General features: G+C 54.4%; 11 protein-coding genes and 2 pseudogenes. 6 read left to right on the plus strand and 7 right to left on the minus strand.

Annotated elements, in window-relative coordinates; genetic code table 11:
* Positions 1 to 358 precede the first annotated feature (358 nt).
* Complete coding sequence (locus AC1RPZ_RS01975) at positions 359 to 808, minus strand: Xre family toxin-antitoxin system antitoxin (RefSeq protein WP_493134245.1); 450 nt, start codon at positions 806 to 808, stop codon at positions 359 to 361.
* A 933-nt stretch (positions 809 to 1,741) separates the two neighbouring features.
* Between AC1RPZ_RS01975 and AC1RPZ_RS01980 the strand changes: the two genes are divergently transcribed.
* Positions 1,742 to 1,951: a hypothetical protein gene (locus AC1RPZ_RS01980; RefSeq protein WP_493134247.1), complete on the plus strand. Its 210-nt coding sequence runs from the start codon at positions 1,742 to 1,744 to the stop codon at positions 1,949 to 1,951.
* Between the two features lie 36 nt (positions 1,952 to 1,987).
* On the opposite strand, the gene AC1RPZ_RS01985 is transcribed toward AC1RPZ_RS01980, so the two are convergent.
* Positions 1,988 to 2,905 (minus strand): LysR substrate-binding domain-containing protein, encoded by a 918-nt coding sequence (locus AC1RPZ_RS01985; protein WP_493134801.1) that lies wholly within the window; start codon positions 2,903 to 2,905, stop codon positions 1,988 to 1,990.
* A gap of 197 nt (positions 2,906 to 3,102) precedes the next feature.
* Between AC1RPZ_RS01985 and AC1RPZ_RS01990 the strand changes: the two genes are divergently transcribed.
* The 4 genes from AC1RPZ_RS01990 (at position 3,103) to AC1RPZ_RS02005 (ending at position 7,135) form a co-directional block, all read left to right on the plus strand.
* The gene (locus AC1RPZ_RS01990; protein ID WP_493134249.1) at positions 3,103 to 3,852 is read left to right on the plus strand and encodes an SDR family NAD(P)-dependent oxidoreductase; all 750 of its coding nucleotides are present in this window, start codon (positions 3,103 to 3,105) and stop codon (positions 3,850 to 3,852) included.
* Positions 3,853 to 3,950: 98 nt separating this feature from the next.
* A complete protein-coding gene (locus AC1RPZ_RS01995; protein WP_493134803.1) occupies positions 3,951 to 5,249 on the plus strand; it encodes an MFS transporter in 1,299 nt (432 codons plus the stop codon).
* Between the two features lie 18 nt (positions 5,250 to 5,267).
* Entirely contained in the window at positions 5,268 to 6,116 is an 849-nt protein-coding gene (locus tag AC1RPZ_RS02000; RefSeq protein ID WP_493134251.1) for a transketolase, read from the plus strand.
* A complete protein-coding gene (locus AC1RPZ_RS02005; protein WP_493134253.1) occupies positions 6,113 to 7,135 on the plus strand; it encodes a transketolase family protein in 1,023 nt (340 codons plus the stop codon). The genes AC1RPZ_RS02000 and AC1RPZ_RS02005 overlap by 4 nt, the downstream gene beginning before the upstream one ends.
* Positions 7,136 to 7,250: 115 nt before the next feature.
* Here AC1RPZ_RS02005 and AC1RPZ_RS02010 read toward each other — a convergent pair.
* Positions 7,251 to 7,721 (minus strand): annotated as a pseudogene (locus AC1RPZ_RS02010) (FAD-binding oxidoreductase); the annotation flags it as partial.
* Between the two features lie 299 nt (positions 7,722 to 8,020).
* On the opposite strand from AC1RPZ_RS02010, the gene AC1RPZ_RS02015 reads away from it, so the two are divergent.
* Positions 8,021 to 9,328, plus strand: coding sequence for an OprD family porin (locus AC1RPZ_RS02015; RefSeq protein WP_493134254.1), 1,308 nt, complete (start codon positions 8,021 to 8,023; stop codon positions 9,326 to 9,328).
* Positions 9,329 to 9,874: 546 nt separating this feature from the next.
* Here the strand turns inward: AC1RPZ_RS02015 and AC1RPZ_RS02020 are convergent.
* The 4 genes and pseudogenes from AC1RPZ_RS02020 to AC1RPZ_RS02035 all read right to left on the minus strand — a co-directional run.
* Positions 9,875 to 10,198: pseudogene (locus tag AC1RPZ_RS02020) on the minus strand (GGDEF domain-containing protein); the annotation flags it as partial.
* Positions 10,199 to 10,329: 131 nt separating this feature from the next.
* Positions 10,330 to 10,656 (minus strand): pentapeptide MXKDX repeat protein, encoded by a 327-nt coding sequence (locus AC1RPZ_RS02025; RefSeq protein WP_493134256.1) that lies wholly within the window; start codon positions 10,654 to 10,656, stop codon positions 10,330 to 10,332.
* 72 nt (positions 10,657 to 10,728) lie between these two features.
* On the minus strand, positions 10,729 to 11,520 hold the full coding sequence (locus AC1RPZ_RS02030) for a molybdopterin-dependent oxidoreductase (protein ID WP_493134258.1): 792 nt from the start codon (positions 11,518 to 11,520) through the stop codon (positions 10,729 to 10,731).
* Positions 11,517 to 12,155, minus strand: coding sequence for a cytochrome b/b6 domain-containing protein (locus AC1RPZ_RS02035; protein ID WP_493134260.1), 639 nt, complete (start codon positions 12,153 to 12,155; stop codon positions 11,517 to 11,519). The genes AC1RPZ_RS02030 and AC1RPZ_RS02035 overlap by 4 nt, the downstream gene beginning before the upstream one ends.
* Positions 12,156 to 12,483: the final 328 nt, after the last annotated feature.

Here is a 12,483-nt window from a genome sequence, read left to right on the forward strand (position 1 = left end):
GAAAGTCGGCCTCTGGATCGTCGTTACCCCCAATCACCCTTTAGGCAGGTCTGCAAGGCGATGAACGCCCCATGCCCAATGCTGCGTCGGTACAATAGGGTTATGTCGTCAAGGCCTGGCGGACGCGCGTAGCCCTTGAGCGCCACCCGGATGAGTTCTGCCAATGGCCGGCCATATGATCGAGCAGCATGCTGCCAGACCTCACTTTCAAGTTCAGCCATCTCCACCGCATGCTCGCCATCGACTTCAATCGAGCGCAATTTTCAGGTAAACCGAGTTCAGACACCACCTTTCCCAATAACGCATTGCCTGCATGACCAAAGACTCGATGATCAGCCAACAGGTCTGCTATCGAATCTCACACGAGAACTCCCCTCTGCAGTCGGCCAATAAGATCGAGCACAGCGTTCGTCTCCACCCTCGTCCTCAACATCTCCAGTGGGCGCTTTGAACCGAGCCCTCGAATCGGCGAGTTCATCCATTCCGTTGCAGCGGCGACGTTGTCCTCGAACAGGGACAATGCTTGCTCAAAGACAGCAATCAATGCGATCAAGCGGTCGCTTTCAACGGTGCTGAAGCGTCCCGTTTTTGCCCTACGTGCTAGTGATGCAGGAGATACGCCGATAGCCTGAGAAATGACCTTTCGCTCGACCTGCAGATTGTTCGTTATCAGATTGAAATACTCGTAAGGAAGGCCTCGGTGTATGAGGTCATAAAGGGTTGTGCCGCGCGAGGTCAGCCCTAAGGTTGACCAAATGTTTCCGGAAAATGGTGTGGCTGGTAGGTACTCTTTGATTGATGACAACATCTGTACCTCCATCAGAAAAACCTAAAGCTTAGCCGGGCCCTGCTGGCCCGAAGTATCGACTACAGGAAAAATGGCTCAACACGGCACCTGCTGTTATACCGTCGTTCCTGCGATGAGAAGCACGGTGCACCGTCATAAATTGTCTCAGCTTAAGCCCGCCCCGTTCTTGAAATCGTCTCCTTTTGCCGGTACTTGTAGGACACCAATCTAATGCACGGAAGCAACCATGCACGCAAGATTCAGAGTGATTGAAACCACCACACTGGACGATGGCAGCAAGCGATTCAGGGTTGTTGATCTTGTCGAGGGAGGGTCAGCCAGCAAGCATGGCGTGTTCAAAGTCAGAACGGAGGCAGAGGCTGTTTGCTCGCTCCTGAATGCCGAGCATCCGCGCCAAAGTGGTGTAGGTCGAACGTCCCTGAGCATTTGATCCACTCGTTTCGGAAAGCCAGGCGCATGACTCCCATGTGTGCGAAATGCTTACATCGCAGTCAGGGATCTCCGTTCCGTAAGCACGTTCTGAAGCCGCTCCAGATTCAGTCGCTGGCACTCAGTCTCGGCTTCCTCTCGGGCCTGGTAGGTAGTCTTCAGACGTAGTTTCTCTTCATTGTCATAGATGTTGAAACCTATGGGCGCAGTCTTGCAGTAGAAGCGCGTTCCGTTACGCGTTGATCCCGTTTCTGTTGGTATTGCAGGGACAACAACAAATCTCGAAATCATCTTCACACCCTCTCCTCGAACCTCATCACTATTAGCGGCTATACGCCACCACAGCAAGTGATCGTCATCAGTTTCCGATGACAAGTACAAACGGCCTAGGAATGGTTCGCAGCTTCACAAAAACCTGATGTGAGGCGCACTACTCAGCTGGAGATCATCAAGTCTTAAAAATTATTCTGCTGCTACGCTGACCTCTTTCACGGAGGAATCACGATGTCGAACGCAGACCTACTCCAGCCCCTATTGTCCAAGATCTATCAAAACCAACTCGCACTCGAGGCAGCCATCATGGAGCTAACACTCTGGGTCGACCGACGCGGATCAGCGGAGGTCGCTGGTAATGTTCGTGGTGCTTTGGACACAATCAGCAAAAACGAAGAGTTCATCAACATGACGCTTGCGGTGCTCATGACGCCAGAGTGACCAGTCTCCATCTTGGCAACGGAGAACAGCAGACATTCAATAAGTGAAACTATGACCCAGCTCACTCTCCATCCACTCCAGAAAACGCCGTACTCGAGGAAAGCTGGAATGTGCCTTTGGAAACACCAAATGGTGGGCCGCCACCGGGGCGCTAAGTGATTCCCTCGCCACTTCGATCAAAGTGCCAGACGCCAGGTACTTCTGCGCGAGCAACGTACTTTCCAAGGCAAAGCCCAACCCATGACTGGCGGCTTCCAGGCTCATGTATGACCGATCGAAGCTCAATGCATAAGGATTTTCGGGGCGAGCCAAACCATGTTGGGCAAACCACTGTGGCCATTTAAGCATCGTGGCTTCGGAGAGAATGAGATCACTGTCCAGCAAATCGGCCGCGCTCTTGATCGGACGTTGCGAAAGTAATTTCGGAGAGGCCAAGACAGCGAAGGTTTCGTTGCGCACGGTGCGAACCTCATAACTCGGCCAGTTGGGCGTACCGTGGCGAATATCGACGTCAATCTTGTCCCGGCTAAAGTGCAATGATTCATACGAACAAGACAGGTTGATCTGGATATCTGGATGGCTCGAGCGAAACGCCTCCAACCGAGGCATCAACCATAACAATCCGAAGCTTGGTGACGAATGCAGTCGAAGGCAGTCAAGACTCACATCGCTGGCTGCCCGCTCGGTTGCTATGGCCAGACTATGAAGTAACCCAGAAACCTCTTTTAAGTACTGCTCCCCTACCGGCGTTAGCGTTACGCCGCGTGCAGCTCGTACAAACAGCTGCCGGCCGATCATCCCCTCAAGCTTGGCTAGTTGGTGACTGACTGCAGACGGCGTCAGATCCAAAACCTCGGCAGCCCTAGCAACATTTCCAAATCTAGCCGTTTGCTCGAAGGCCTGAATTGCTCTCAGCGGTGGGAGTGTGGCTGGCGCATCGGTACCAGGACGCATGACGAAAGACTCCGCTGTAATTCTTATGATCGTTGAGTTTTTTCCATTCAATCATCTGCTCCTTTGCTTGACGAGTGCTGAATTTTTTTCAGCACCGAGTGACATTCACGTTATTGCTCAGGGTTGTCCTGAAGAACAAGCTGAGTCATCGGTTCATTGCGGATCGACCCAATAAAAACAATCAGAGGTACTCTTCCATGCTTCTTCAAGGCAAAGTCGCGATCATCACCGGTGCAGCCTCCGCACGTGGCATTGGCCGCGCTACAGCGACCACCTTCGCGCAACAAGGCGCTCGCGTTGTGATCCTCGATCTGGACGAATCCGCCGCACGTGATGCCGCTGCATCTCTGGGTGAAGGTCATCTAGGTCTCGCAGCCAACGTAGCCGACGAATCACAGGTTCAACAGGCCGTCGCTAAAATCATCGAACATTTCGGTCGTATCGACATTCTGGTCAACAACGCCGGTATCACCCAACCGCTCAAGACCCTGGACATCCGCCCTTCCGACTACGACAAGGTACTGGACGTCAGCCTGCGTGGCACATTGCTCATGTCTCAGGCGGTAATCCCAACCATGCGTCAACAATCTTCCGGCAGCATCGTGTGCATGTCGTCAGTTTCTGCTCAACGTGGTGGCGGCATTTTCGGTGGCCCGCATTACAGCGCTGCCAAAGCAGGCGTGTTGGGTCTGGCCAAAGCCATGGCACGCGAACTAGGGCCGGACAAGGTACGCGTGAACTCCATCGCCCCCGGCTTGATTCACACCGACATTACCGGCGGCTTGATGCAGGACGAGCGTCGCCACGCGATCATCGACGGCATCCCATTGGGTCGTCTAGGTGAAGCGCAGGATGTCGCGAATGCGGCCCTGTTCCTGGCCAGCGACCTATCCTCCTATTTGACAGGTATCACGCTGGATGTGAACGGCGGCATGCTGATTCACTGATTACACCTGGCGGGCCTCAAGGCCCGTGCGGTTCTGGATCGACGACGCAGCCGGGCCTCATGGCCTGGCGGTCAATAAAAACAAGAGATCAGACCATCATGACAACTATGTCGCTCGAAGCGGTTTCGACCGTGCGCTCTAACGCCTATCGCAAAACTGCTTGGCGTCTAATGCCTTTTCTCATGCTGTGCTACCTGTGCGCCTATCTTGATCGCGTCAATGTCGGCTTTGCCAAGCTGCAAATGATGAATGATCTGGCGCTCAGCGAAACGGTTTACGGACTTGGTGCGGGCATGTTCTTCATCGGTTACTTCCTGTGCGAAGTCCCCAGCAACATCATTCTGCATAAGGTCGGTGCGCGGGTCTGGATCGCGCGCATCATGATCACCTGGGGCCTCGTGTCTGCCCTGTTCGCCTTCGTCGAAACCGCCTGGCAATTCTATGCGCTGCGCTTTCTGCTCGGCATTGCTGAAGCGGGCTTGGCGCCTGGCCTGTTGCTGTACCTGACCTACTGGTTCCCGTCCTACCGTCGTGCCCGCATGACCGTGTTGTGGTTTATCGCCATTCCGCTCTCGGGAATGGTGGGCGGCCCTCTCTCCGGCTGGATCATGAATCATTTCGCCGGCATGCACGGCTGGGCTGGTTGGCAATGGATGTTTGCCCTGGAGGCTGTGCCCACGGCCATCGTCGGACTCTTGGTGCTGAGCTATCTCAAAGACAGAGTGCATCAAGCCACTTGGCTGGATGACGAAGAAAAGGCACTCATCAGTCGCGAACTGGCCGAGGACGAGCAGAAGAAAGTCACCCATGGCTCTGTGCGGGACTTCATCCGTGATCGCCGTCTTTGGTTGCTGGCCGCCATCTACTTTTGCGTCGTGATGGGGCAGTACGCAATTACCTTCTGGTTACCCACCCTGGTGCGTAACGCAGGGGTTTCCGACCCGCTGCACATCGGTCTGCTGACGAGCCTGCCTTACCTCTGTGCGATTGTGGCGATGCTATATGCCGGACGCAGTGGTGACAAACATCGCGAGCGCCGCTGGCACCTCATCGTTCCGATGATCGCGGGGGCTATCGGGCTAAGTCTGGCGGCTCTGATGGGCGGAAATGTGACGCTCTCTATTCTGAGTCTTTGCCTGGCCGCTTCCGGGATTCTGTCCGCGACGTCGATGTTCTGGATGTTACCCACCACGCTGCTTGGTGGCGTATCTGCCGCCGCAGGCATCGCGGCCGTCAACAGCTTCGCCAACCTCGCCGGCTTCTGCTCGCCTTACCTGATTGGCTGGATCACTACGCTGACGGGATCCAGCGCCATCGGCATGTATCTGATCACCGGCGTACTGGTGGGCGGTGCCCTATTGGTACTGCGCATCCCCGCCGCCCTGGTCAATCGTTGATTTAACGGAGTTTTTAGCATGACTACCAATCCTTCATACGTTTCATCCAAGCCCCTGGTGGAGCGAGCCCACAACATTCGTCGGCACGCCCTGCGAATGGGTCAAGTCCAAGGCCAGGGCTATGTCGGCCAAGCTCTCGGCGCCGCTGACCTGCTGGCAGTCTCGTACTTCCATGCCTTGAACTATCGGCCTGAAGACCCGGAATGGGAGCAACGTGATCGTTTCTACCTCTCCATCGGTCACTATGCGATTGCGCTGTACGCAGCATTGATCGAAGCCGAAATCATCCCGCTCGAAGAGCTGGAAACCTACGGTTCGGATGACAGCCGCCTGCCGATGTCGGGTATGGCAGCCTACACCCCGGGCATGGAAATCACTGGTGGTTCGCTTGGCCAGGGTCTGGGTATCGCCGTCGGTGCGTGCCTGGGTCTCAAACGCAAAGCTTCGCCCTCCTTCGTCTACAACCTGCTGTCGGACGGCGAGTTGAATGAAGGCTCCACCTGGGAGGCCGTGATGTCGGCGTCGCATTGGAAACTCGACAACCTGATCGCCATTGTCGACGTCAACAACCAGCAAGCCGATGGTTACTCCAGTGAAATCCTGTCGTTCGAACCCATTGTCGATCGTTGGCAAGCGTTTGGCTGGTTCACCCAGCGCGTCGATGGCAATGACCTTGATGCACTGGTCGCCGCCTTCGATGCCGCTCGCAACCACCCCGGCACCCAACCACGCGTAATCATCTGCGATACCAAAATGGGCAAAGGTGTGCCCTTCCTGGAAACCCGGGAGAAAACGCACTTCATCCGCGTGGAAGAACACGAATGGGCTCTGGCACTAAACAACCTTGAAGAAGGAAAACAACAATGAGCGTTGCAGCCAACACTCCTGCGTCTACTGGCGAGCCGGCAAAAAAACGCCTCACTACTTCGGCGATGATCGCTTCGATCGCGTCTGAAGGCCAAGCCACAAAATCGGCGCCTTTTGGCCATGCATTAGCCGCGCTGGCGGATCAACGTCCGGACATCGTTGGCTTGTCCGCCGACTTGTCCAAGTACACTGATCTGCACATCTTCGCCAAGGCTCATCCGGATCGTTTCTATCAAATGGGTATGGCTGAACAGTTGCTGATGAGTGCGGCGGCAGGTATGGCACGGGAAGGTTTTGTTCCTTTCGCCACGACCTACGCTGTGTTCGCCTCACGTCGCGCCTATGACTTCATCTGCATGGCGATTGCTGAGGAAAATCTCAACGTAAAAATCGTCTGCGGATTGCCGGGGCTCACCACGGGCTACGGCCCAAGTCACCAGGCCACGGACGACCTGGCGATCTTCCGCGCCATGCCCAACCTGATGATTGTCGACCCTTGCGACGCGCTAGAAATCGAACAGGCCGTACCCGCCATCGCAGCGCATCAAGGGCCTGTTTACATGCGCTTGCTGCGCGGAAATGTGCCTCTGGTGCTGGACGAATACGGCTATAAATTCGAGATCGGCAAAGCCAAAACCCTGCGCACCGGCAATGATGTTTTGATCATTTCTACGGGCTTGATGACGATGCGTGCCCTGGAAGCAGCCAAGCAGCTTCAAGCGGATGGCGTCGACGTCGCCGTGCTACACGTACCGACGATCAAGCCACTGGATGAACAAACCATTCTCGCTGAAGCCCGCAAGTCCGGTCGCTTGGTGGTTACCGCAGAAAACAGTTCCATTATCGGGGGGCTGGGCGAGGCAGTTGCCGGGGTACTACTCCGCAATGGGGTTACGCCAACCTTCAGGCAGATCGCATTGCCCGATGCGTTCCTAGACGCTGGTGCACTGCCGACACTGCACGATCGCTATGGCATTTCGACTCAGGCGGTCTGCGCTCAAATCAAGGCGTGGCTCTGACAGAAGACGATGGAAGCACTTGGTAACAGGTGCTTCTTCAAATTCAGATGAGCGAAATTAAATGCGTTGACACGCAAATGTGGCCAGATTATAGGCGCGCACCCTTGGAGCCGATCACCAAGCCCTTCAGTGACAGTCCGGTTGTATTTTTCAGACGGCACTTGTGAAGATTTTTTTCGGCTAACGCGGTGTTGCTGCGGATTTCGTGACTAAGTCGGGCCAGCCGTTCTAGCAGTTCACGGTAGCGCTCGCGAAACGCGGAACTAATAACGGCATTTTCGGTATCTACAAGCGTGCCATCAGCCAGAATCAATCGAATTCCGGCGAGGATGTAATAGTAGTTCTGCGAGGTTCCACAATACATACTACCGCTGGAATTGTTGTCGACAATCCCCCCGATCTTGCATGCGTTGACAGACGCAGGGTCTGGGCCGATCTTGCGTCCGTAGGGTGCCAGCAAGGCATTGACTTGGGCACCAATAACTCCCGCTTGCAATCGAATCTGCGCTCCCTGTCCGCGAACCGCTCGGCCGTTCCAATTGTCGCCAAGCACTATCAACACTGAATTACTAATGGCTTGGGACGACCTCTAAGGTTAGGAGTGATACCTAGGGAAAATTTTAAATAGGGAATATTGCGATTGTCATCGTGACAGGTGCTATCAGTAGGTTTGAAGTTTGCACTACGCGACACCACATTAAAGTAGGAAGTTAAATATCGTTAATATCTCACCTTCAGCAGGAGATACAGACCAAGAACACGGTGTGTCACTTATCAGATTAGTAAAAAATAACTACATGACAGTCGGTCGCGTGCATTGCGTTGACCTGGAAGATTTTTGTGTTTTTTCTGTTGCCTAAAAATAAAAAGAGCGGAGCGTTATAAGTGAGCATAAAAAAAATTGCTGCAACTTCGTTGTTTGCCGGTATTGTTCTGAGTGCCCAAGCGTATGCTGACTTTCTAGGTGATAGCAAAGCCACCTTGGGAATGAGAAATTTCTATTTCAACAACGACAACCGCAATGGCTCTGCCACCCCTTCGAAAACCGAAGAGTGGGCCCAGGGTTTCATGCTGGATTATAAGTCTGGTTATACCGATGGCACGGTTGGATTTGGTGTCGACGCCCTGGGGCTAATGGGTGTCACTCTGGACAGCGGCAAAGGACGGCACGTCGGTAGCACTATGATTCCTTCTGACAGTGATAACAGCGCTGTCGACGAATGGAGCCGGCTGGGGTTGACCGGCAAAGTCAGAATGTCGAAGACTGAACTTCGCTACGGCACCTTGATTCCGAAACTTCCGATCCTGGTCGCCAATGATGGACGTCTGCTTCCACAAACCTTCGAAGGCGGACAGATCACCTCGAGCGAGTTCAAGGATCTGACCCTGACCGGCGGTCGAATTGAGCATGCAACAGGTCGCGGTTCGACCGATCAGACGGGGCTGGCCGCTATGGGCGGTACGCGTGAAAGCAACCAGTTCGACTTCGCAGGGGGCGATTGGAGAGTCACCAAAGACCTGACCGCTCAGTATTACTACGCCAATCTCGATAACTACTACACCCAGCAGTTTTTCGGCCTGATCCACACCCTGGCGATAGCGGACGGTCAATCCCTGAAAACCGACCTGCGCTACTTCAAAACAGACTCGTCAGGTGAAAACAGCTCCGGTACATCAGGTTACAGAATCAGTGGTTACACAAAAAACGGTGATGGCGAGATCGACAACCGAACCTGGAGCGCCGCACTGGTTTACACCCTGGGAGGCCACGCGATCACTGCGGGCTACCAAAGCGTTTCGGACGGTAGCAGCTTCACCCAACTCAACCAGGGCAGCCTGGTAGATAAAGGCGCCGGAGGCACCAGCCTGTACCTGTATACCGATCGCCTGATCCAGAGCTTCACCCGCGCAGGGGAGCGCACGTCATTCGGTCAGTACGCCTATAACTTTACTGCCCTGGGTGTCCCTGGCCTGAAAGCTTCGGTCATGTACCTCTCCGGGGACAATATCAAGACCACATCCGGCGACAATCAGAAAGAATGGGAAAGGGATATCAGCCTGGACTACGTCCTTCAGTCGGGAGCGCTTAAAGGTGTCGGGCTCGGCTGGCGTAACGGCAAGTCCAACAGCGAAGCGGCTCGTAACCAAGATCAGAATCGGGTGTTTGTAAGCTATAGTATTCCGCTTCTCTAACTGGGCAGCATAAAAGTGTCGTGCGCATTTCGAGGGTTCTAAGCTGGTCTCTTTGCCTCAGCGCTGACACTTTAGTCAGCGCTTTTTTCCATATGCTGGGTGCTTTTTGCGTATTTCGAATACTGCGCTACGAAACCTTTAAATCAGTTTCCCCATCGAACTTTTTTGTTGGTTTCTGCGGCTTGATGTGCCATCAACACCACTTCCGCCGACGGCGGCGTATGGAGTTACTCCAAGGCTATCGTTAAAACGCAACGCTTGGCGCGATGAACAGTTCCACCGAACTTTACTGATATCGGGGAAAGCCTTCGATGTCGCAGAAGAGCTTCGTTGTACCGATGAGCAGCAGCTCCCCCCAAAAAAACTCTATCAGCCCTACCTGCTGCACCAGCCTAGTACAAAAAAACGCGCTTACGGTGCATGCTGGAGCAGATAGCGCTAGCAAGCCTTGAAGAGACTCCTCTTTCATACTCGCTGCAAGCCAGGTCGTTTTTTGAGGCCGGCCCACCCAATCGATGCAGTTAGGTATTCGCCCCAGGCTATTTTTCAGTTCACTAGATTGCGCCCATTGCGCTTGGCTCGGTAGAGCGCGTCATCGGCACGGGTCAGGAGGCTTTCCACACTGTCACCCGTTTTGGCAAGGGCGTCACCAAAGGACGCAGTTACTGGGTCGAGCATCTCGTCAGTGCCACGCACCTTGATCCGCAACGACTGAATTTTTAGACGCAGCTGTTCAGCGAAGGCATGGGCGCTAGAGATATCGGGGCAGTTCTGCAGGAACACGCAGAACTCTTCGCCACCATAGCGTGCAGCCAAGGCTTCGGGTGGAAGTGAGTTCCGTAACACTTGACCGACATGCTCAAGTAAACGTCATGAATATCTGGTTCGTGTAATGAGCGAGTACGGCTACTGAGCGGGCAAAGAGGCCGCCAGGAAGGCGGCCTACGTGATCCACTTTATTTACTCACCACAACTCAACAGCTTCCGCACCAAGGGAAGACTTACTGTGCCGTGTCGTCTTTCTTCATCGTGTCCTTGTCCATGGAGTCATTGGACATAGTGCCTTTTTTCATCGTGTCCTTCTTCATGGTGTCTTTGGACATGGTGCCTTTTTTCATCGTGTCCTTCTTCATGGTGTCTTTGGACATGGTGCCTTTCTTCGTCGTGTCCTTGCCCATGGAGTCATTGGACATGGTGCCCTTTTTCATCGTGTCTTTGGACATGGTGTCATTGCTCATGCTGTCGTTGCTCGTAGTATCGGCGGCATACACGCTGGCTGCGCCAAGTGCCAGGCACATGGAGAGTACGGCAGTCGTTAACTTTTTCATGATGTAACTCCTTGAAGCACGGGTTGCGAATGAACGCAGCGAGGGCTGCGCAGTGATGTTGCTCAGCGCTCGTCAGCTGCCGCCGAACCAGTTGTAGCCCTGGTCTTCCCAGTAACCGCCGCTGTAGGTGTTGCTGACGAATATCGCCTGAATGTGTTTGGGGTTCTTGTAGCCCAGCTTGGTGGGCATGCGCAGTTTCATTGGGAAGCCGTACTGGCGAGGCAGAACCACACCGTCATAGGTCAACGCCAGCAGGGTTTGCGCATGCAGTGCGGTGGCCATATCAATGCTGGTGTAGTAGTCGTCCGCACATTTGAAGCCGACATATTTCGCGTCTGTGTCGGCACCCACCCGCTTCAGGAAATCGCTGAACCGTACCCCGCCCCACCGACCGATTGCGCTCCAACCTTCGACGCAGATGTGCCGAGTGATTTGCTCGGTCTGCGTCATGGCTCGCAGTTCTTCGAGCCGCCAGCTGTGCTTGTCCACGACCAGTCCAGTCACTTCCAGTCGATAATCGGCTTCCTCGACAACAGGTGCCTCATCAATGTCGTAGAAGGCGTTGAAGGGAAACGGTCGGGTAATCATTGACTCCGGATAGGTCGGTGCCAGTGCGTTGGGGTTGAACAACCAGCCCTGCACCCGATCATTGAACCGGGACATTGAGGACAACGCGGTCTCAACGCTTTCGCTGTCGGTCAGATTGCAACCGGACAACATGGCCACGCCGCCGAGGGTCAGGCCTCGCAGCAGAAACGACCGACGCGAGCGGTCTTCTATTTGTATTTGGGGCGCAATGATTTTTCTGGCGTCTTTCAGGATGGACGACTCGTCCAGCCCCACCCCTTCATTTCGCTTGCTCATACACGCTCCTTGCGACCGACGATCATCGTCCACAGCGTTTTAGGAACCAGTGCGACCATCACCAGATGAACCGCAACGAACCCCATCAACAGCGCCATTGCGATGAAGTGCACGTGACGTGCGCCCTCGTAGCCACCCATAAACTCGCGCAGTGTTCCGAACTGAACGGACTTCCAAAGCACCAAGCCGGAAACAACCATCATCGCGATGTCGACCATTACGAACAGGTAAGCCATCCGCTGCACCTGGTTGTAGTAGCTCAAGTCGGCATGCCCCAAACGTCCTCTCAACGCAGCCCATAGGTCACGCACCACACCTTTGGGTGACACCGGGAAAAAGCGACGTGAAAGACGGCCGCTGGCAACATTGATGATCAAATAGACGAGGCCGTTGAAAACCAGCAACCACATTGCAGCGAAATGCCACTGCAGCGCACCGCCCAGCCAACCGCCCAAAGTGATCGACTTTGGAAAGCTGAAATCGTACAGAGGGGACGCGTTATAGATTCGCCAACCACTGGTGACCATCACCAGCACGGCCAAAGCATTCAACCAATGAGTCAACCTTAGCCAGCGGGGATGACTGATCACCGGACGCGGAGAGGTAACGCTGGTCGACGTAGGTAACGCTGACATGATCGGCTCCAAGCGTTAGGTTTGTTGGGAATTATGTAGGCCTACACATCCCCAAATCCTCACGCAAAGTTAAATTAAACGTGATAACTCCCAAGCCAATTTTAGACGTCATAAGTCAGCCGTATCAGAGGGTGCAGAGACGCATCAGAGTGCCAGTCTCATACGCTGAGCTGAACGGAAGCATCGTGCATGAGATGACTCCCCAGCCTGTATTGCCCCCAAAAACGACAAAGCCCAGCACTAGACTGGGCGTTTTTACATCTTTTCAGATCCGCGAAACGGTGCTGCCATCCCGACGGTCAGCAATCGGCCAAAAGCACCCAGTCGT

Source organism: Pseudomonas sp. GW822-FHT02D10, assembly GCF_058802345.1.

Bases quoted from the DNA above. Each gene is read 5' to 3' on its own strand.
- AC1RPZ_RS02025 (WP_493134256.1), bottom strand. From the start codon at position 10,656: ATGAAAAAGTTAACGACTGCCGTACTCTCCATGTGCCTGGCACTTGGC.
- AC1RPZ_RS01995 (WP_493134803.1), top strand. From the start codon at position 3,951: ATGACAACTATGTCGCTCGAAGCGGTTTCGACCGTGCGCTCTAACGCC.
- AC1RPZ_RS02035 (WP_493134260.1), bottom strand. From the start codon at position 12,155: ATGTCAGCGTTACCTACGTCGACCAGCGTTACCTCTCCGCGTCCGGTG.
- AC1RPZ_RS01975 (WP_493134245.1), bottom strand. From the start codon at position 808: ATGTTGTCATCAATCAAAGAGTACCTACCAGCCACACCATTTTCCGGA.
- AC1RPZ_RS02005 (WP_493134253.1), top strand. From the start codon at position 6,113: ATGAGCGTTGCAGCCAACACTCCTGCGTCTACTGGCGAGCCGGCAAAA.
- AC1RPZ_RS01990 (WP_493134249.1), top strand. From the start codon at position 3,103: ATGCTTCTTCAAGGCAAAGTCGCGATCATCACCGGTGCAGCCTCCGCA.
- AC1RPZ_RS02030 (WP_493134258.1), bottom strand. From the start codon at position 11,520: ATGAGCAAGCGAAATGAAGGGGTGGGGCTGGACGAGTCGTCCATCCTG.
- AC1RPZ_RS02000 (WP_493134251.1), top strand. From the start codon at position 5,268: ATGACTACCAATCCTTCATACGTTTCATCCAAGCCCCTGGTGGAGCGA.
- AC1RPZ_RS01985 (WP_493134801.1), bottom strand. From the start codon at position 2,905: ATGCGTCCTGGTACCGATGCGCCAGCCACACTCCCACCGCTGAGAGCA.
- AC1RPZ_RS01980 (WP_493134247.1), top strand. From the start codon at position 1,742: ATGTCGAACGCAGACCTACTCCAGCCCCTATTGTCCAAGATCTATCAA.